Below are 20150 nucleotides of genomic sequence, written 5' to 3'. Positions count from 1 at the left end.
GATTTTATAAACCGAAAATACTCCGGTACAGCAGTTAGTGAAGTACCGGAGTATTTTATTTCTGTATGGCTCAATGTTGTATCATTTCCTTTGCACTATGCGTGCCCCGGCCGGAACGCTTTCGGTAACCCAGATATTTCCTCCGATGGTTGCCCCCTTTCCTATCGTGATACGTCCAAGGATTGTAGCGTTTGAATAAACCACAACATCATCTTCAAGTATAGGATGTCTTGGTATTCCCTTTATAGGATTTCCGTTTTCGTCCATAGGGAAACTCTTTGCTCCGAGGGTAACACCCTGATACAGTTTCACATTGTTGCCTATGATACATGTCGCCCCTATTACCACACCCGTTCCATGGTCTATTGTGAAGTGATGCCCTATCGTGGCTCCCGGATGAATATCAATACCAGTTTCCGAGTGTGCCATTTCGGTTATTATTCTTGGTATGAGAGGAACATTCAGAGTATATAGTTCGTGTGCTATTCTATAGTTTGTAATCGCCCTTATAATCGGGTAACAGCAGATTATTTCCCCAAAACATGTCGCAGCAGGATCGCCGTAATATGCAGCTTCCACATCCGTAGCAAGAATACTCCTTATTTCAGGCAGACGGCTGATAAATTCAGATGCAATATGGGCAGCCGTATCGCGGCAAGGTTCGTCTTTTGTTTCCATTCCGTTGTTCTCTACTCCGAAGCACAGACCGGCTTGGATCTGTTCGGTAAGCAGCTCGAACAGTCTTTCCAGATTGACTCCGATATGATAGTTTATGTTCTGGCTGTTGATATTCGACTTTCCGAAATATCCCGGAAACAATATTGCCCTTGACAAGTCGATGATTTCTTCCAGGGCTTTTCCCGAAGGTAAAGGCTCTCCGTCCTTATGTTGGTGGAAAAGTCCGCGGTAAGAGTTGTTGTCCGACAATTTGTCAACAATGTCTGTAAGTATATGCGAATAATCAAATAAGGTCATATTGCTCTGATTTTTATTATATTATTGGCAAAAGTAAAGTATATTTTCTTATTTCGGTAATAAAATGAATATTTTTTGACTGAAAACGTGTTTTGACATAAAATAAAAATACAGTAAATTTGTTCCGCATTAAAATTTATATCCATTATGCCGATAAAAAAGAATAATAATCCTTTTGCTTTCAAGGCCAAGCAGGGAGCAAAGAAAAAAAGCAGTGGCAAACGTATTGGAAAGTCCAAGCCGGAAAAGGCTAACAATCAGTTGAACAGACGTGTGAAATAAAAAATGATACGATACATGCAACAGTCGCGGCATGATCGTATCATAATTATGATATGGTAATTATTAGAAGTGTCCCTAAAAGAATTTCAATCAATTATTTCTTTATGCTTTTTATTACGGTTGAGGCTATTTTTGATGAACTCTTACGGCTAGCCTTGCTCAATTTGTCTGCTTTTTCGAGGTTCATGCAAGTGAAATAGTTATTTCCCTTTGTGATTTCTTTCTGGTTTTTGTCATACAGCGAGTAACTTACAAAGTGGAAAAGTGTTCTTAAAGGCTTTTCCTGCCATTTCAAATAGTGCTGATTCAAGAACAGTACATAGTCGGCGTTTGAGGCATCAATAAGTCGATGATATTCATTATTGTCGATACTGCTGAGATCGATATATCTTTCTTCCTCCTCCCCTTTCAGCTGAATGTTGTCTATGATTTCGTTTATTTCGGATGAAACAACCGGGGAAACAAACGTATAATCCTTGTCTTTGTTTGACTGGATAATGTTGTTTGTGATAATCTTGTTATAAGTGTAGCTGATACTGTCGGTTGGTATGCCTGTTTCTTCTGTAATCATACTTTGTGGAAAGTAGTTTGAGTTTACGTTATCCAGACCGATGACAAGTACCTTCTTGGTAGAAACATTGCTGTTTTCGTTTACATAGTCTTCTGCATTTGCAGATAGTGAGAGTCCCAATACAGATAATCCAAAAATAATACCTTTGAAAATTGTTGTTTTCATCTCTTTCATGTTTTAATTTCACGATACAAAAATAGGGATGCAATGTTACATCCCTATTTCCTAAGTGTTATGTTTCTGTTTAATTCTTGTTACTTGCAAGTCCTGCGGCCTCTACAGGATGGTCTGTAGTGATATAATCAACATTCAGCTTGAGCATGTTTTTGATATCTTCCGTATTGTTTACTGTCCATACGTTTACTTTCATACCCAGCTCGTGTGCTTCTTTTACCCATTCAGGCTTTTTTTCGAATACTTTGTAATGATAGTCTATACCATTTATTCCCTTTTCCTTAAGCTCTTTAGGCGAGATATCCCCCTTCAGATATGCTATCTCGGATTCTGGAGTTAGTTTTGCCAGAGTCTCACAAATGTATTTGCTGAATGAAATGTATTCCACTTGTTTTTCCATTCTTGCTTCCTTTACCATTTTAACGGCTTTTTCTGAAATTTCCTTTTCCTGTTCTTTTGTCTTGTGAGGCTTGATTTCCAGTATCATCTGTATATCCTTTAACTTCTTTCCTTCTGCAAGATATTCTTTCAGTGTAGGGATTTTTTCTCCGTTTTTCAGCTTTATTCCGTTAAGTTTGCTGTAAGGAACTTCGGCAATTGTTATTCCGTTTACGTTGTCATCGTGGTTCACAACAATCACTCCGTCGCCTGTGAGCTGAACATCAAATTCCGAGCCATAAACTTTGGCTTCTGCAGCTTTCTGCAGTCCGGTAATTGAGTTTTGGGCAGAATTCTCTGTTTTCCAGTATCCGCGATGAGCTATTATCTGTGTCTGTGCCTGTGCAGTGTAAGTCATGAATGCCAGTGTGCATCCCAAAAGAATGTTTTTAAGTTCCATAATATTTATTGTTTAATATATCAGTTTTTATTAGAAAGCATATCTCAAACCAATCTGGAACTGATATGGAGTACCGTTAAGGCTTGATACACCTGTATTAGCATTTACGTTGTAAATATATTCTTTTTTATTCTGATCAAATCCTTTTATGCTGTATATCTTCTGTGCTCCAAGGTTATGTCCAGCTCCCCAGTTTTTGTTCAGGAGGTTTGCTACGTTGAAGATATCAACTGACAGTTCGAGATTTTGTTGTTTGTAAATCTTGAATTTCTTGGCAAGTCTTAAATCAAGTGTACCATAGAAACCGTTTACACCGCCATTACGTTCTGCCACTTTGCCGAAGCTTTTTCTGATATAGTCCTTTGTGCTTTCTTCCACATCAGGGTTGTTCAGGATATCGTTGATGCCGTTACGCAGATATTCAGGAGTTTTAGGATCGTTCGGATCGTATATATAAGCCAGGTCGTTAGAGTCAACGAAGTCACCGTTTACATTACCACCTACTATAAGTGAATAGCGTGTACCTCCAATACCTGAGAAGCGTGCGCCTACGCTGATACCCCAGAATGTCGGAGCCGAACCGTAAACTACCACTTTGTGGCGGAACTGGTTGTTTGAGTAAGACATCTTGCTCAAGTCGCGAGGATCGTCAACAACCATCTGTGACAGAGTTGCTGAGTTGGCTACGTTACCGTTGTAAGAAGTATTATCTTTAGTATCATTCCAAGTATAGCTGAATGAAAGTTCTCCATCCTTGAAATATCTCCATGTACCGTCAATTACGAATGCGAATTGATTAACCTTACCTTCGCTTACCATTTCAAGAACGCGGCCTACTTCAGTGGTCTTTCTACCCTGCTTCCAGTCTGCTACACCATTGGCGTCGATAGTATTTGCAGGTACATATACTCCGCGGTTTCCTTCAGCTTCAATGCGGAAATAAGGATCGTCCACCATGTTTCTGTCAATATACATATAGTTGTTGCGTCCTAAAGTCATATATCCAGCTACACTCACTTTCAATCGGTCGTTGAAGAAATGTGTGTACGAAAGGTTGGCTTTGTAAATTACAGGAACCCTGCAGTCTGCCCCATTCATGTTGATTGTAGAAATCTTTTCTACATTAGGATTGTCGAACAGCTCTTTTCCCGGTGCTGTAGAAGGATCTTCACGATATGAAGGGAAATTCGGTCTTATCAGATTCAGCATCTCATTATAGTTTGAACTGTTTTTGTCAAGAGTGATGTCTATTGATGCTGTCTTTGTACCGTCGAACACCATATTGTTGATCATTGCATAGTTGTTGATATCCGAAGCGAATATACCTGCACCTGCACGTATGATGTCTTTGTGTTTGTCGTTTATATCCCATGTAATCTGCAAACGAGGCTGTACCTGGAATGTTGACATTCCGTTGTCTGTGCGAAGTCCTAGTTCATCGTAAACAGTCTGATTGAAAGCTCCATGATTGAAATAAGTGGCATTGTCCAGACGCAATCCTGCAACCAGCTCAAATCCTTTGAACAGTTTAGTCTGCAACTGTGCGTATGCGCCTGCATTAAGGATATTCTGTTTTACACGTTCATCATCTGTCAGGTAAACCTCACGTACATAGCGGTATGGTTCAAGATTGTCGAAAGCATCAAGTCCGTTGAAATAGAAACGTCCGTTAGCCTCACTACCGTATCTTGAGTTCATGTATGTGTACATCATGTCGATACCGTATGTGTAGTTTATTTTGTTTGTACTGTAATAGAAGTTATCTACAAGTTGAAGAACGTGGTTGTAGAAGTTTTCAGGGCTGTAACGCTGTCCTCCAAGCTGTATGCTTGTAACTGCAGTCTTACCGTCAATCTGTGATTCTACATTGCTTACAATAGCACGTGGTATGTTTTCAGATGGAAGCTCTTTTCCAGGCATAGACTCTTCCAGGGTATATAAGTGTTGTATTTTCAGTTCATTAGTACCCTTAGGACCTACTACAGAACGCAATGTAGCCATGGCACTGTTGTTTAATGAATGAACGTCTCCGTATGACTCATAAATGTTGATTGCAGTATTGTCGCCAAGTCCCATGTTGTTCATGTCGTTCACAAAGTTGTCTGTGAAAGTCAACAGGTTTGTGGCGTTTATCTGCCAGTCTATACGTGCAAAGACTGCGTCAGTGCTCTGTTTCTTGTCGAAAGCTCCGAATTGTGGATTTTGTGAAACTCCATATTTGTCGCGTGCAATCTGTAAGTATCTGTCGCGGGTCTCAGTGCTTAGATTATAACGCTTTTCGTCTGCAGCGCTTTGAATATCAGCAATGTATAACGGACGGGAGTCTGCCTGATGATCCCAAGCGATGAAGAAATGTGCCCTATCCTTTACAATGGCACCGCTTAACGATGCACCAAACTGATAAGTTGAGAAGTCATTATCTCTCTTGTTCCCACGTATATCATAAGGGCTTGACAGCCAGTTTGCGCGTGCAAATGTAAATGCGCTACCTTTGAAAGTGTTTGTTCCCGATTTTGTTACAGTACTTACTGTACCACCTCCGGCACGTCCGTTAGTTACGTCATATTGGTTTGTTACTACCTTGAACTCGCGGATAGCTTCCATTGAAATAGCGTAAGGAACTCCGTTACGGCTTGTTGTACTACCTCCTGATGTAGGATTTTTTGCAGTCATACCGTCTATAGTATAGTTGGTCGATGAAGCAAGCTGTCCTGAAAGGCTTGAACCTGTACTTAAAGGAGAAAGATCGACAAGTGAAGTAAAGTTACGTCCGTTGACCGGAAGTTTGGCCAGGTCTCTTTCTGTAACAGAAGTTGCCGAACCTGTAGTAGAGATTGTATTTTTTAGTGAGTTTGCTACGACTTCAACAGTTTCGAGAGTAACACTTTCTTCTTTCATCTGGAAGTCTATGCGTACTACATCGCCCTGATTTAGTGTATATCCTGTTCTTTTCTGGTCACCGTAACCGACATATGAAACAGTGATGCTGTAAGGACCGCCAAGAGGCAGCTGCTTGATGGTGTATTCACCGTTTTCGTTAGTGATTGATCCGGTACTGAAACCTGTTGACTCATTTTTGATTTGTACGGCAGCACCAATTACTCCCATTTTTGTTTCATCGGTGACAATACCTGAAATAATAGCTTTGTTGTCTTGTGCTAACAATAGTCCTGTGCAATTGAACAGAACCATAAAGATCAAAATAGTTTGATAAAGTTTTGTTTTCATTTCTTTGGTTGTTAAACAATGTTTTCTGGGTGCAAAAGTATTCTTATGGTATTTCATTGTTGAAACATCCTTATAACGATTGTGCATCTTTTTATTTTCAAACCTATTACAAAACTTTAGGAATGTATATGTTCTTATTATGAAATATTTTATGCGTTAAATGACAACTGCAATAATTATAAGTATGTCTAATTTTGCAGCGTTATTAATATGGTATTTATGGTAAAAGAGAATTCACAATTATTTATTCTGGTATTTTTAGGTTTGCTTACTGCTTTTGGTCCATTCGTAACTGATATGTATTTGCCTACTTTGCCTGCTATGACAGAGTATTTTGTCACAACGTCTTCACAAGTACAGCTTGGACTTACGGCAAGTATGATAGGACTTGCAGTAGGGCAATTGTTTTTCGGACCTTTGAGTGATAAATATGGCCGACGTTTTCCTTTGATTATGGCTATGTTCCTATTCTTATTATCAACAATAGGATGTTTGTTTTCATCCACCATAATGCAGTTTGTGGGCTGGCGTGTTGTGCAGGGTATTGCCGGTGCGGGAGGAATAGTTATTTCGCGTTCCATTGCTGCTGATAATTTTTCGGGTAAGGAACTTGCAAAAATGCTTGCCATTATAGGTGCAATAAATGGTGTGGCTCCTATAGCTGCACCAATAGCAGGAGGGGGGATGGCAGAAAGTTTGGGATGGCAAGGTATATTTTGGACACTTTTCTGTATAGGTGTTATTTTATTGCTGGGAAGTTTTCATTTTAAGGAAACTCTTTCTTCCGAACGGCGTGGCAATACGTGTTGGGGGGATGTATATAATGGATTTGTGTCAGTTATTCACAATCGCAGATATTTGTGTTATATTTTTCAGTTTGGATTTGCTCAAGGAGTAATATTTGCAAATATTGCTTCCGCGCCTTTCATTATGCAGCAACATTATGGATTTTCTCCTTTTATGTTCAGTGTATTCTTTGGTATTAATGCTGTGGCAATAGTAGTCTCAGCCGCTTCAGCGGCCAGGTTTACTCATCCTGAGCAGGCTTTATACATAGGATGTGTTGGTATGGTCATTGTCTCATTTTTCCTTATGATTGCTCTTTGTCTGGATTGTAATTTCTGGGTTTATGAGATCCTGCTTATCGGTTTGCTTTCCATGATTGGACTGACATTTACTTCTTCCAATACATTGGCCTTGGACTGTGAACGTTCTAACGCTGGAGTAGCATCAGCTTTGTTAGGCGCATTAGGTTTTGCTTTTGGCGGTATTGTCTCGCCAATAGTTGGTTTGTGAAACATAATGGTTTCTACCGGTATAACATTCTTTATATGCTCTGTTTTTTCACTGTTTTTTACGTATATGGCACTTCGCCGAGCATTTTATCTGGCGCAGTATTATAAAAGATAAAAACTTGTAATAATAATCAGCTGGATAAAAATTAAACGCTGTTTAAACGGTATTTTAGAGCTTTTTAAATACTGTTTAAGCAGCGTTCTTTATTATTATTACTTTCGTCCGAAATCGGCAGGAATTTCGCCCCACAGGTCTGTTTGCCATTTCAGGATAGGAGTGGAGTAGGAGTTGTTCTTCAGCCAGTTCTCAGCCCTTTCTATATACTTGAACAGTTCCTCTGTTTTGGCATTTCTCACAAGATTGGTCTTGCATTTCTTTTGTTTCACCCACAGCTGAGCGTTTCTGCTGTCAGAATATATAGGCATGTCCAGTCCTTTCTGTTTCAGCAGTGCCAGTCCGTGTACTATTGCAAGGAATTCGCCAATGTTGTTAGTTCCATATACAGGTCCGAAATGGAAAATCTGTTCTCCGGTTCGCAGATACACACCGCGATACTCCATCATACCAGGATTTCCGCTACATGCGGCATCTACGGCTATACATTCGAAGTTGAAATTTTCTGGAAGATTTGCTTCCTGTTTTTGGGCAGTGCTTTCTCCGCTTTTTCTGCCGGGAGGATTCATGAACTCATGCGCAGGTGAAGCAAAGGCGTGCTCTGCTTCTTCCCTCGTATTGAAGGATTTGTAGAGCGCGCCTTTGAAACCTTTTATCTGGAGCTGGCAGTCAGTCCATGAATCATATACCCCAGGATTTACACCTTTCCAGACTGTATAGTATTTCTTTCCTGCCATTATTACATTCTTTCAGGTACTTCGATACCAAGAAGTCCCATAGCCAGTTTTACAACCTTTCCTACGTTCTTGCTCAGTGCAAGGCGGAACACCTTGAGAGCCTCGTTTTCTTCGCGCAGGATGCTGAAATCATGATAGAACTGGTTATATTCCTTAACCAGGTCGTAGGCATAGTTGGCAATGATCGAAGGATTATAGTCGCTTCCAGCCTGTGCCACCACGTTTCTGAAGTCGGCAAGCATCTGTATCAGACCTTCTTCCTTAGTGCTTAACTCAATACCGGTATTAAGTGTCTCAGGAATGTTTATACCAGCTTCTGCAGCCTTTCTCAAAATAGACTGGATACGTGCATAAGTATATTGGATAAATGGTCCTGTATTACCGTTGAAGTCGATAGATTCCTTAGGATTGAAAGTCATGTTCTTTCTTGCATCCACCTTCAGGATGAAGTATTTCAATGCTCCAAGACCTACTATACGTGCTATATCATCGGCTTCTTCCTTAGTCAGACCATCAAGTTTTCCAAGTTCAGCGCTTGTTTCCTTTGCAGTTTCAATCATTGCTTCCATCAGGTCGTCGGCATCGACTACAGTACCTTCGCGGCTCTTCATCTTACCTTCTGGAAGTTCCACCATACCGTAAGAGAAGTGTACAAGGTCCTTACCCCATTCGAAGCCAAGTTTGTCGAGCAGGATAGAAAGAACCTGGAAGTGATAGTTCTGTTCGTTACCCACCACGTAAATCATCTTGTTGATAGGGTAGTCCTGGAAACGAAGTTTCGCTGTACCTATGTCCTGAGTCATATATACGGATGTACCGTCACCACGGAGCAGAAGCTTGTGGTCAAGGCCTTCGGCAGTAAGGTCAGCCCATACAGAACCGTCTTCTTTTCTATAGAAGAAACCTTTTTCAAGCCCTTCCATAACCTTTTCCTTACCTTCCAGATAGGTTTCTGATTCGTAGTATATCTTGTCGAAACTTACGCCCATCATCTTGTAAGTTTCGTCGAAACCTGCATATACCCAGTCGTTCATCATCTTCCACAGACCGCGTACTTCAGGATCATTAGCTTCCCATTTACGCAACATTTCGCGTGCTTCAAGCATCAGTGGCGATTCTGCTTCAGCCTTAGCCTTGGCTTCTTCTTCGTTCATGCCTTCAGCCATGAATTTAGCGGTAAGTTCCTTTACTTCAGCTTTATAATGCTTGTCGAAAGCCACGTAGTAATCACCAATCAGGTGGTCACCCTTCTTGCCTGATGATTCAGGAGTTTCGCCGTTACCGTATTTCAGCCATGCCAGCATAGATTTGCAGATATGGATACCACGGTCGTTCACGATGTTTGTCTTCACCACCTTATTACCGTTTGCAGCCATAACATTAGCCAGTGCGTTACCAAGCAGGTTGTTACGCACGTGTCCAAGATGCAAAGGTTTGTTTGTGTTAGGCGATGAATATTCAATCATTACCAATGGAGACTCGTCTGTAGCGTCTTTAATTCCCCATTTATCGTCCTTATGTATAGTGTTGAGCAGTTCTACCCAAACGTCCGATGCAATAGTCAGGTTCAGGAATCCCTTTATCACATTGAATTCTGCTATTGCCGGTTCGTTCTGTTTCAGATATTCACCTATTTCCTGTGCAGTCTGTTCAGGGCCTTTCTTTGACATTTTCAGGAAAGGGAACACAACCAAGGTTAAATGACCTTCGAACTCTTTCTTAGTCTTCTGCAACTGTATCATTTTTTCAGGTACTTCCTGTCCGTACAGTTGCTTGATACCTTGCAGTATCGCTGCTGTCAGCTTGTCTTCTATCTTCATTTATTTCAGTTTTTATTGTTTATCCGGATAATAATGCTGCAAATGTACTAATAAAAAGTGATAATCAGAAACATGTGTGGAATATATTGGATGAAGGTTACAGCTGGTTCAAATTTTACTAATTTCCTCTTCTGACATTCCTGTAATTGCACCAATAGTACTTACATCCATTCCCATATTCTTCATATTACGGGCAATTTCCGTCTGTTTGAGCTTTTCTCCTTCTGCTCTTCCTACTTCCAAACCTTCCGCCCTGCCTTCCGCTCTACCTTCCGCTTTTCCTTCTGCCCTGCCTTCCGCCCTCTCTGTATTTATATTGTCTCTCAGAATCACGATATTGTCAAGGTGTCTGTAGTATGCTTCTTTCTCTACTTTAGTCATATTGTCTATTTTGAGTTTTTCTCTAACCACGTCCAGACCAGGGGCGTTTGCTCCTTCCGGTATTTCTCCTGTGTTCAGATAATAAATCCATTCCTCTAACGGAGTTTTTGCCACTTTATTGAAGTCGTTTACTTTCAGGATATAATATTCCGGATAAAGTTGGCTTACTTCATTTACCTTGAATGTCTGCTTTTGGAACGGACTCAGTTCCAATACATCGTTAGTATGAATTCCGCGGAATTCAGTCTTTCCATGATAAACAATGTCCTTTCCGTGTCCGAGAGTGAAATAGACGATATTTATACTGTATATTTTTCTTACCTTGTCGTATCCTTCTCCTCTGTTTATGTATTCAGTCACCAGTTTTGATGTACCGAAAAGCATTCTTTGGAAGTAGGCATATTCGTTGTTGTTCTGCACTTCAATCAGGATTAGGTTCCCTTTTGAGTTTTCCGCCAGCATATCCACACGGTTATACTTGTCATATTCCTCTTCCTGATTGCTCTCGCTTTCCAGCAGGTTCTTTATGGTTATTTTTTCGTTCAGTAGGGTAGTGAGCAGTCCTTCCAGTACCTGAAAGTTAGCCTTGTCCCTTAGCAGGCGTTTCATTGCCCAGTCGAATCTGATATAATTTCCCATAATCTCAAAATTTTGTTTTTGCAAATTTAACTATAAGATTTTGTTTTTCAAAGAATTGCGGTGTATGTGTTTATTTAATACCCTTGTGATTATTAATTCGATCTATATATTTCGTTCTGATGTTTAATCCATTTTATTGTGCTCTTATTTATAGCTCTTTTTGAAATTTTCTTCATGCCAACCAACAATGCGGATACCGTATGTGCTATCAGGGTATATTTATGACAGATATATAATACGGTATCATGAAAGATATGATACATGACTTTTAAAATAACTGCACCGTAATGAAAATCTAGTCGGAGGGTATCACTTCGTACAATGTTGTTCATCGCGATATTAGAGTATTAACTTGTACTTCATTGAAAATTGGTTTCAGATTTTAAGAATCATGAGATAAGGTATAATCAGAATAAGGGCGTTTTTAATCTAAAATTGCTTGAGAAGATAAAAAAAGCCGGACATGCCGGCTATAAATCATTTCACTATTTTATTGCATTCCTCAATCTGTGTTTCATCAAGTTTACCTTTATATGAGTTGAAAATATATTTCCCTACTGTGGAGTTCCCGTTTTTGAGTACTTGCTGTACGATAAAGGTTGCGAATTCAGATTTTACAGAGTCAGCAGACAGTGACTTTTCATAAATGTTGTCTATGAATTTATCTTTTTCCATTAGGAATTTCATCATTCTATCGTTCTCTTCAGTAGCAGCTACGTATACCATGTCGCCCATCTCGACTGTGATTTCGCCTTTTTCAAGTACTACTGGTAGTGTAACTGGGAACATATCGCTGTCGTTTTCGCATACTATCAGCTCCATAACTTTTGTCACGTCAGGTTTCCCTTCGAATGTGAATTTGCAGTCTTTCACTGTGGCGCTGTCGCATTTTTCTCCATTTGCATCCACCATATAAACTGTTCTTTCGTCGTATTTCGGATTTGTTATTTTACCGTTAATTCTATATCCATTGGTTACTGTCTGTCCGCAGGATATTAATAGAAACGCGAATGCGCTTATACCTAAAAGTTTGAAACTTTTCATATTATAGTCATTAAGTTTAAAAAAGCACTCCGCAACTTCGTGTGGAGTGCTTTAATAATCAGGTTAGAATTTCTATTTGGACTTTTCTCGGGTTTAGAATCTGAATCCAATCTTCAAGTTCGGAGTTGCAAATAGTCCGATACTGTGATGACCTGCCTGATATACAGCAGAACCTTTAGGACAAATCTGGATACAGTCATAACGATAAGACACTGGTTGTACTTCGAAGCCAAAAATCAAACCTTTGGCGATGCTGTATTCTATACCTGCCACTGCACCTACTCTCAGACCGAAAATCTGTCCTGCACGTGAGTTTGGAGTATAGAGCTGTACGCTTTCAGTGTTTAAATCTTCATCAGTTTCTTCACTCATATCTTCATCTATTACGGTTTCACCGGTGTAAGGGTATGATGTCTCTATTCTACCCATTTGCCAACCCAGTACTCCACCTAAATAGAGATTGATGCGTTCGTTCTTTGTATTAAAATAATAATTTGAACCTAACTGAACAGTCCAGGCGTTTTGTATTCTGCCTTCGATGTATTTATAGTCCTGTATTGGGAATTCTGGAACGCTATGGTCTCCTTCAATGTAGTCTCTTGAAGGGGTTGCATTAATATTCATACTGAACATTGCGTTTATATCCCAACGATCTGTAAGGAAATATTTTCCCTGAATACCAATAAGGTTCATCAGTGTATTACTATTCAGTTTACCCAAATTAAGCCAATATCCCGGATCGCCGGACTGGAAATTTGTTCCGGGAAGTCCAACAGGGTTATTAAAGGCAAATTCTGAATTGGTACTTCCATTCCAGTAAGTCGGCAGTAGATATTCCATATTCTGATCGAACATCTGGTTGTTGCCAATCACTGCAGAAACCTGCCATTGACCTTTCTTTGGGGCAAACGACGCATCACTGCTGCTGTATTGTTGCGCCATTCCTGGCGCAACTGTACATACAGACAGAAGTAATATGCATAGTTTTTTTATCATACTTTTTAGTTTAAGAGATTAATTTATTCACCAGACATTGCTGCAAGAAGGTTGTTTATAATAGCCTCAATACGTGCAACTTCAGCTTCATATAATTTAACTACATCTTCCTGAGCTTTAATTGAATTTTCAAGTACTGCTCCGCAATTGTTGTCAGTTGGATATTCTTCTGGATTCCAATTTTCACTTATAAATCCTTGTTCTTCAAACAGCTTTATGAGTGTATTTGTTGTAATCAGTTGTCCTTCTTTTGCTTCAATTTGAGCTTCTATTGCTTTGATAGCATTGTCAATAGTTCCTGTTCTTACTTCATATTTATTGTTATATTCAACATAATATACATAATCAATGGTATTACCACTCTGAATATTTTCTAATGCATTAATTTCATCTCTGATTACTTGAGCTTTTGTTAGATAACTACCACTAGCATATATTGAATAATATGGGTTTCTATAGTCATTACTCAGAGTACTTGATACCCAAATGTCAGTGGAATTTGTTCCTTTAATTAAGAATCCTTCAACCTCAAGTTTCCATAATGTTTCAAGCTTATCTAATGATGCGGTATTAGCTGCATTAATTGTAGCATTGATTTCATTATATGTATCGGTCAATGTTTGTGCGTCCTTATCCAAAGTCTGGTAGAGAGCTACCCATGTATCAATATTATCAATTACGCTTATAGTTTTTTGATTATTAAGATAAGTTTCAAAATTACTTTCTCCAACAGGCTCAAGACCCTCCGGAACTACGTAAGTGGTTTCATCTCCATTAACAACTTTCATAGGTTCCTTACACATTGCAAGTGTAGAGGCATTTGATCCTAAGAATGTTCTTGTAGCTTCGATGAATTTATCCAATAAGTTATTTTCATTACTACCGTTACTATTATAAGTTGTGCTAATAGTTGGTGTTCCTAAATCCAGGTCTTGTATCTCACTATCAAACTGAGCTTTATTCGCATCTGTAAGAGCATCCTTATAATTATCGTAGAATGTTCCTGAAGCAGTACTTACTGCTCCGTCCACCTTTTCACGATTAGCAATATAAGTACGTACTAATGTTCTAAGTTCGTTTGCTTTTGCAAGTGTCTTATCGGTTGATTTTTTGTATTCCTCAATAGCTTTTGATGTAGCATCATAGTAATTTTGTCCATTCTTATAGTTTGTATAAGTATATAATGCTGCCATATAAGCCCCATACGCATCAAGCCATGCCTTCTCGTCTGCTTTATATGCTTTTTCTACCTGTTCAGCGTCAATAGCCCATCTCTCTAATTCATTATTTATTTTTGAAAGATATTCTTCTTTTACAGAACCATCTTCATTAAAAGGATATGATGACAGAGCGGTCCCTATTATAGTAAAATATGCATTCTCAAAATCAAAATAATACTTTTGCATTACCTCATTTGCTAAACTTGAAATACCGTTTTTTCTATTTAGCATATTTAGTGCCTTGGATTCAATGTCACCTGTTAACTCATATTCTCCAGTAGTACTATTATATTGAAACGCATCAAGAATGAAATAACTGTTACCTGTTCTATTTACTGCCGTATATAATTCATTTGCAATTTTAACAAGTTCGTCCGTTTTCTTAATTGTATAGATTTCTTTCTTTTCTAGTTTTTCTCTTTCTTTATTTGTTTCATTTACTGCAGGAAGCAATGCATCGGCCGCTTCTTGAATCTGTTTAATCTTATCACTTTCCTCGGTATCCAAAGCCCTTAATTCATTTTTCTTAGCTGCTATTTTTTCTGCAATTTCTGCTGCATTATCTGTGGATGCATCTTTAATTGCTTGTACTGATTCCAGTAATGATTGATGGATTTTAAGAACAGCTTCCTGTTCAGCCTTTCTTGTTTCAAGTGTTGCTTTGTAGTTTTCCTTTTCGGCTTCAAAAGCAATTTGCAGCATCTTTAAGCTTAGCAAGCTATTTTGTTCTATAGCTAACTGTGTTTGTGCTCCTGTTCCAGTCATATTTCCGATTGTTCCATCTTCTTTTATATAAGGACCACCAACTAATAGTGCTTTATAGTAGCTGAGCTCTCTTGCATACATATCATCCTTCATAGTAATGAGGTTGATATTTATCTTTTCCAAAGCTTCCTGAAGTTTATAGTCTGCTTCAGCTTTTTGCTTGTTTAATTTTAGAAGTAGGGTTTCAAGGCTTACTGCTAACGAATCTCTTTCTGCTTGTATCGAGTCTTTTTTCCATTCGTTAATAGCTTGTTGAAGTTCTAAATTCAATGCCGCAATTTGGTTATCAATTTCCAACCCCGCATTTTCAAGTTTAATACCTTCAGCCCTGGCTTGTTCTTTTGCTGCCAATGCAGTTTGCACTGCAGCTTTAGCTTTTAGCAATTCAGCCTTAGCACTGCGCATTTCTTCGATACCCGCAGGTTCGGTAGTGTCAATACAGCTTGTGAAAGTTGCAGCTGTTCCGCTCATGAGTAGAGCAGCTACGAGATAAGTCCATTTTCTCATACTGTTTCCTTTTTTAGGTTAATAAATTAAGGTTATTAGTTAAAGTATTATCTTTAAAATTCTTCTCTTAGTATTAGTCAAAGTTCCGGCGGAACTTTGTGTTTTAAATTAATTTTTTATTGTTTTTATTCTTTCCCTATTTATTGTTACCTGTATTCCCAAAATTATAAAATAATAATGGATTTTATTTGTCTAAAGGTAAATATTTAAAGATTGATGTTATATAACATTATTTGATTGTAATAGATAGATTATTTTGGCTTTAAAGTTATAAAGTGTAATTTTAACGTTAAATTTATAGATGAAATGGTGTTTCGTAGCTTTAGATTTATAGTTAAAAACTATTGCTAATTCATGGATAATTTATATTTTGTAAAATAATAAATATTAATTATCCATGAATGTTTCTGTTAAGAGTTTTCTCCGTTGTCAGATACTTGTTTCCTCCACTTCATAGGGGATACACCGGTTATCTGTTTGAACAGTTTGCTGAAGTGTGCCTGATCTGTGTAACCTGTCATTATGGATATTTGCCCCATAGTAATGCCCGGATTGTCGATAATCATTTGTTTGGCATCGGTAATTCTCATCCGGTGAATCCAGGTATTGAAGTTAACCTGATATGTGTCGTTTATGTAGTTGGATATATATGTACGGTTTACTCCTAGTTTTTTACCTAGTTTTTCAATTCCTATGTCGTTTTTCAGGTATTCTTTGTTTTTCACCCATTCATTGACCAGAAGCCTTATTTTCTCGTTGTCTTTGGCTTTTCTTATGTTTCCCATATCTCCCATATCTCATTAATTGTTCATTCCAAAGATAATCAATGCTTTACGTTTCTACAAATGCGATTCTTGTGATTTATTACTATCAGGTAGAAACCATGCACTATGTGGTAAAAATTCGCACTTATGTGGTAAAAGATTTTTTTTACTGTGTTCTTGCGGAGCTAAAATTAATGATTTATTGATAAAAAAAACTCACCGAAAACCGTGGTTTTTTTAATCTGATGGATTTAGTTGTAAAGGAATCCTTGACAACTGCTTCAGATGGGAAAAATATCAAACCTCATAAATTAGTGTGGATAGACGTTCTTCGCTGAATATTTCATTGGAGATTTCGAGAAGTTCCTTCGAAGTGATGCTTTCTTTAGTTCTTCAAACAACCCAAAGGTATAACATATACTCCGTCTTCTCTCTTATATGCCATTTCTCCACCTGTTAATACAATCATCAAGTCGGGTTCTCTTAGTGGCATCTGCTTTTCCTGCTCATTCTTTTCTCTTATTAGCCTTTTTATTTCCAACAGATGCTTTGCCCCTTCGTCAATTTCACGGCTGCCAAGTTTGCATTCAATTAGGGCATAACGGCCATCTTCTAAATGTAGAACAATGTCAGCTTCAAGTCCATATCTGTCATTATAGTAAGAGACCCTGCCGCCTAAACTTTGTGAGTAAACCTTAAGGTCACGGATACACATACATTCGAAAATGAATCCGAAAGTCCTTAAATCAAGTTCCAGCATTTGTGGAGAGGCTCCCAATGCTGCAACTGCGATGGACGGATCTGTAAAGCATCTTTTCTGACTGCTTCTAATGGCACTTGCTGAACGTATAGCCGGACACCATGCTTCTATATTTTCTATTACAAAGAGCCTTTCAAGTGCACTGACATAATCATCAAATGTTTTCATTGATATACTTTCCATTTCCACTGATACATCTGCAAGCATCTTTGTTTTTTGTATTAAAGTGCAGACATTTCGTCCGTATGAGCGTAGAATAAGTCTTGCTAAAGAAGGATTTCTTTGTACGTTATCAATTCTTGATATATCTTCGTTGCATACCACATTTATATAATCTTTGGCTATCAATAACTGGGCTTTTTCGTTCATTACTGTCATAGATTCCGGCCATCCTCCACGACATGCGGCAAAAATGAGCTTCTCTATAGACATTGAAGACATTATTCCATCTATATCTATTTCTTTATTTTCAAATAAGTCCTTAATTGATATTTCCCCATTTGACTCTTCAGATTCATATAAACTCATAGGGTACATTGTCATGGTAGATATTCTACCGGTACCTGAATGGAATCGTTGATATTCTTCTCCTTCTTGCTTCTTTTCGTCAATGACAGTTGAACCTGTTAGTATAAACTGCCCTTTAGCTCTTCTTTCATCAACAGCCATACGTACTGCATCCCAAAGAACTGGAGCATCTTGCCATTCATCGATAAGTCTTGGTGTTTCACCCTTAAGGAGTAATGAAGGCTTTGTTCTAGCTGTAGCCAGATAACCGGCTCTTCTATCCGGATCCTGCAACTTTATATAGCTATTTGAATGTTCCATTGCAGTTGTTGTTTTTCCACACCACTTTGGACCTTTTATCTGTACAGCTCCAAATGCTTCCAAACGTAAGGCCAATTCATCATCTACTATTCTTTTCTTATAATCTTTCATATCAAATTTGTGTTTTTCTACAAAAGTACTGTAAATTAATAATTTATCAAAGATGCTTCGTATTTTTGTGGCGTTTTACTTCGTGTTTTTGCGGTATTTCGCTTCGTGTTTTTGCGGTGTTTTACTTCGTTCAACAGAAAGCGAAGCTAAACTTGAGTTATTCATAAATCAGCGTGGATAGGCGTTCTTCGCTGAATATCTCGTTGGAGATTTCAAGAAGTTCCTTAGATGTTATACTTTCTATTCGCTTAAAGACTTCTTCTTTTTCTTCGTAGCGGTTGTAATGTAGGAAACATTTTCCCATGTCGAGGGCGCAGTTCTCAAAATTGTCCGATGCTACTCCCAGTTGCCCTATAATCTGTTTCTTGGCTGCCGAGAGCTGGCTTTCTTTTATATGGTTATCTCTCAGTTTCTTGAGTTCCTTCTTTGTCAGTTCTATACAGCGGTCTCTGTCTTCCTGATCGCAGCCGAAGTATATACTGAACACTCCGGTATCGGTGTATGATGTGAGGTTCGATTCTACATTATATACAAGGGCATTTTTCTCTCTGAGGACTACATTCAGACGGCTGTTCATACCCGGACCGCCAAGTATGTTGTTAAGAAGATAAAGACCTGTACGCCGGTTGTTGTGTGCGTCGTAGGCTCTGGTACCAATCATGACGTGTGACTGATGCGTATCCCGGCTCAGAATGAGGTCGCGTGGAACGTAAGGCAGGGGAGAGGTGCGTCCGTCTACAGGAGATGTGTATGGTGTGATGTCGCGAGTAAGTTTCTCGATTGTATCTGTAACTTTCCTGAACGGTATATTTCCTAATACGAAAAATACCATGTTGCCAGTCTTGTATCTGCTGCCTGTGAAGCGTAGCGCGTCTTCCGGACCGAATCCTCTGAGCAGTTCCGGTTTTCCGAGGATATTTCTTCCCAGCGGATGGTCGGGAAATATCAGTTCCTCGAAATCGTCGAATATAAGTTCTGCAGGGCTGTCTTCGTAGCTCTGTATTTCGTCTATTATGACTTCCACTTCTTTCTCTATCTGGTTTTCCGGAAATGTGCTGTGGAATACGATGTCGGTAAGAAGTTCGGCGGCACGCATGAAATGCTGTCTCAGGAAGGCGCTATAGACAACGGTCTCTTCCTTGTTGGTGTAGGCATTGAGGTCGCCGCCTACGTTTTCCATACGGTTGAGTATGTGCCATGCACGGCGGTGTGTGGTACCCTTAAAAAGGAGATGTTCCACAAAATGGGCTATTCCCTGTTCGTAGTCTTTTTCGTCGCGTGTGCCTGCGTTAATGGCATATCCGCAATAGACTACGTCGGTTGGGCTGGGGCAGTGTATTATCCTCAGCCCGTTTGCAAGTGTATATGTAGATATTGTGTTCATTTTTAAATTATTGTACGGTGCAAATTTAAGAAAGGTTTTCGTTATAAAAAAATGGCCTGTCATTTAAGGTAAAATGGGCTGTCGTTTGAACTTAAATGACAGGCCATTTAAAAAAAACGTATCAGGCCTGTGAATAGTGTCAATTTTTATCTCCATATTTGTGAATAAAATTCATATTAGTATGGAACATATAGCAGTATTTTGTTCTGCATCGCAGGACATTGATAACATATATGCCGAAAAGGCACGCGAGCTAGGTGCCTGGATGGGTGATAACGGTAAAACTTTGGTTTATGGCGGTACCAGTTCAGGACTTATGGAAGAGATAGCAGCAGAGGCTAAGGCGCACGGAGCTATGGTCATGGGAGTGGTGCCTACCATAGTGGAGGAGCGTGGAAAGACCAGTGACCTTTGCGACGTGGTTTTCCGTACTGACAATCTGAGTGAAAGGAAAGACGTGATGTTGCGCGAATCGGATGTGTCGATAGCATTGCCCGGAGGAGTGGGAACATTGGATGAGGTGTTCAGCGTAATGGCATCTGCTACTATAGGATACCACAGAAAGCAGGTGATTTTCTACAATATAAACGGATTTTGGGATGGAGTCATTGCCTTCCTTGACGGACTGGAGAAACAGCACTTTGCTCACTCGCCACTGAAGAATTTTTATAAGGTGGCAAACTCGTTCGAAGAACTGGTGGAGATGATAAAATAAG

General features: G+C 39.1%; 15 protein-coding genes and 1 pseudogene. 3 read left to right on the top strand and 13 right to left on the bottom strand.

What is annotated here, in order from left to right:
• Positions 1-81 precede the first annotated feature (81 nt).
• A complete protein-coding gene (locus tag Q0486_RS14630) occupies positions 82-975 on the bottom strand; it encodes a serine acetyltransferase (RefSeq protein ID WP_154043696.1) in 894 nt (297 codons plus the stop codon).
• A gap of 147 nt (positions 976-1122) precedes the next feature.
• On the opposite strand from Q0486_RS14630, the gene Q0486_RS14625 reads away from it, so the two are divergent.
• On the top strand, positions 1123-1257 hold the full coding sequence (locus tag Q0486_RS14625) for a hypothetical protein (protein ID WP_258322903.1): 135 nt from the start codon (positions 1123-1125) through the stop codon (positions 1255-1257).
• 94 nt (positions 1258-1351) lie between these two features.
• On the opposite strand, the gene Q0486_RS14620 is transcribed toward Q0486_RS14625, so the two are convergent.
• The 3 genes from Q0486_RS14620 to Q0486_RS14610 form a co-directional block, all read right to left on the bottom strand.
• Complete coding sequence (locus tag Q0486_RS14620) at positions 1352-2002, bottom strand: hypothetical protein (RefSeq protein WP_363317997.1); 651 nt, start codon at positions 2000-2002, stop codon at positions 1352-1354.
• Between the two features lie 70 nt (positions 2003-2072).
• Entirely contained in the window at positions 2073-2840 is a 768-nt protein-coding gene (locus Q0486_RS14615; protein WP_299234967.1) for a glycerophosphodiester phosphodiesterase family protein, read from the bottom strand.
• Positions 2841-2870: 30 nt separating this feature from the next.
• Positions 2871-6068, bottom strand: a complete 3198-nt coding sequence (locus tag Q0486_RS14610; protein WP_299234965.1) for a carboxypeptidase regulatory-like domain-containing protein — start codon at positions 6066-6068, stop codon at positions 2871-2873.
• 219 nt (positions 6069-6287) lie between these two features.
• On the opposite strand from Q0486_RS14610, the pseudogene Q0486_RS14605 reads away from it, so the two are divergent.
• Positions 6288-7361 (top strand): annotated as a pseudogene (locus Q0486_RS14605) (multidrug effflux MFS transporter); the annotation flags it as partial.
• A gap of 215 nt (positions 7362-7576) precedes the next feature.
• On the opposite strand, the gene Q0486_RS14600 reads toward Q0486_RS14605, so the two are convergent.
• From Q0486_RS14600 to Q0486_RS14560, 9 genes are all read right to left on the bottom strand, one after another.
• Entirely contained in the window at positions 7577-8215 is a 639-nt protein-coding gene (locus tag Q0486_RS14600) for a ribonuclease H family protein (protein WP_287677890.1), read from the bottom strand.
• 2 nt (positions 8216-8217) lie between these two features.
• On the bottom strand, positions 8218-10035 hold the full coding sequence (gene argS / locus Q0486_RS14595) for an arginine--tRNA ligase (RefSeq protein WP_299234960.1): 1818 nt from the start codon (positions 10033-10035) through the stop codon (positions 8218-8220).
• A 108-nt stretch (positions 10036-10143) separates the two neighbouring features.
• Positions 10144-11055 carry an Rpn family recombination-promoting nuclease/putative transposase gene (locus tag Q0486_RS14590; protein WP_299234958.1) on the bottom strand — a complete coding sequence of 304 codons (912 nt, stop codon included), beginning with the start codon at positions 11053-11055 and terminating at the stop codon, positions 10144-10146.
• Between the two features lie 477 nt (positions 11056-11532).
• Positions 11533-12099 (bottom strand): DUF4369 domain-containing protein, encoded by a 567-nt coding sequence (locus tag Q0486_RS14585; RefSeq protein ID WP_299234955.1) that lies wholly within the window; start codon positions 12097-12099, stop codon positions 11533-11535.
• Positions 12100-12192: 93 nt separating this feature from the next.
• Positions 12193-13095 (bottom strand): BT1926 family outer membrane beta-barrel protein, encoded by a 903-nt coding sequence (locus Q0486_RS14580; RefSeq protein WP_299234953.1) that lies wholly within the window; start codon positions 13093-13095, stop codon positions 12193-12195.
• Positions 13096-13118: 23 nt separating this feature from the next.
• On the bottom strand, positions 13119-15587 hold the full coding sequence (locus Q0486_RS14575; protein WP_299234951.1) for a hypothetical protein: 2469 nt from the start codon (positions 15585-15587) through the stop codon (positions 13119-13121).
• Positions 15588-15997: 410 nt separating this feature from the next.
• Entirely contained in the window at positions 15998-16372 is a 375-nt protein-coding gene (locus Q0486_RS14570; protein WP_299234948.1) for a helix-turn-helix domain-containing protein, read from the bottom strand.
• 364 nt (positions 16373-16736) lie between these two features.
• Positions 16737-18050 (bottom strand): DUF4143 domain-containing protein, encoded by a 1314-nt coding sequence (locus tag Q0486_RS14565; RefSeq protein ID WP_299234945.1) that lies wholly within the window; start codon positions 18048-18050, stop codon positions 16737-16739.
• A 157-nt stretch (positions 18051-18207) separates the two neighbouring features.
• Complete coding sequence (locus Q0486_RS14560; RefSeq protein WP_299234942.1) at positions 18208-19434, bottom strand: pitrilysin family protein; 1227 nt, start codon at positions 19432-19434, stop codon at positions 18208-18210.
• A 181-nt stretch (positions 19435-19615) separates the two neighbouring features.
• Here Q0486_RS14560 and Q0486_RS14555 point away from each other — a divergent pair, with 181 nt between their 5' ends.
• Entirely contained in the window at positions 19616-20149 is a 534-nt protein-coding gene (locus Q0486_RS14555) for a TIGR00730 family Rossman fold protein (RefSeq protein ID WP_299234939.1), read from the top strand.
• Position 20150: the final 1 nt, after the last annotated feature.

The organism is uncultured Bacteroides sp. (assembly GCF_937912035.1).
GTDB lineage: Bacteria > Bacteroidota > Bacteroidia > Bacteroidales > Bacteroidaceae > Phocaeicola.
Note: the sequence above shows the minus strand (reverse complement) of the source record. Positions and strands in the feature narration are given on the sequence as shown.

Bases quoted from the DNA above. Each gene is read 5' to 3' on its own strand.
- Q0486_RS14560 (WP_299234942.1), bottom strand. From the start codon at position 19,434: ATGAACACAATATCTACATATACACTTGCAAACGGGCTGAGGATAATA.
- Q0486_RS14555 (WP_299234939.1), top strand. From the start codon at position 19,616: ATGGAACATATAGCAGTATTTTGTTCTGCATCGCAGGACATTGATAAC.
- Q0486_RS14565 (WP_299234945.1), bottom strand. From the start codon at position 18,050: ATGAAAGATTATAAGAAAAGAATAGTAGATGATGAATTGGCCTTACGT.
- Q0486_RS14580 (WP_299234953.1), bottom strand. From the start codon at position 13,095: ATGATAAAAAAACTATGCATATTACTTCTGTCTGTATGTACAGTTGCG.
- Q0486_RS14615 (WP_299234967.1), bottom strand. From the start codon at position 2,840: ATGGAACTTAAAAACATTCTTTTGGGATGCACACTGGCATTCATGACT.
- Q0486_RS14625 (WP_258322903.1), top strand. From the start codon at position 1,123: ATGCCGATAAAAAAGAATAATAATCCTTTTGCTTTCAAGGCCAAGCAG.
- Q0486_RS14600 (WP_287677890.1), bottom strand. From the start codon at position 8,215: ATGGCAGGAAAGAAATACTATACAGTCTGGAAAGGTGTAAATCCTGGG.
- Q0486_RS14590 (WP_299234958.1), bottom strand. From the start codon at position 11,055: ATGGGAAATTATATCAGATTCGACTGGGCAATGAAACGCCTGCTAAGG.
- Q0486_RS14610 (WP_299234965.1), bottom strand. From the start codon at position 6,068: ATGAAAACAAAACTTTATCAAACTATTTTGATCTTTATGGTTCTGTTC.
- Q0486_RS14630 (WP_154043696.1), bottom strand. From the start codon at position 975: ATGACCTTATTTGATTATTCGCATATACTTACAGACATTGTTGACAAA.
- Q0486_RS14575 (WP_299234951.1), bottom strand. From the start codon at position 15,587: ATGAGAAAATGGACTTATCTCGTAGCTGCTCTACTCATGAGCGGAACA.
- Q0486_RS14620 (WP_363317997.1), bottom strand. From the start codon at position 2,002: ATGAAAGAGATGAAAACAACAATTTTCAAAGGTATTATTTTTGGATTA.
- Q0486_RS14570 (WP_299234948.1), bottom strand. From the start codon at position 16,372: ATGGGAAACATAAGAAAAGCCAAAGACAACGAGAAAATAAGGCTTCTG.
- Q0486_RS14585 (WP_299234955.1), bottom strand. From the start codon at position 12,099: ATGAAAAGTTTCAAACTTTTAGGTATAAGCGCATTCGCGTTTCTATTA.
- argS (WP_299234960.1), bottom strand. From the start codon at position 10,035: ATGAAGATAGAAGACAAGCTGACAGCAGCGATACTGCAAGGTATCAAG.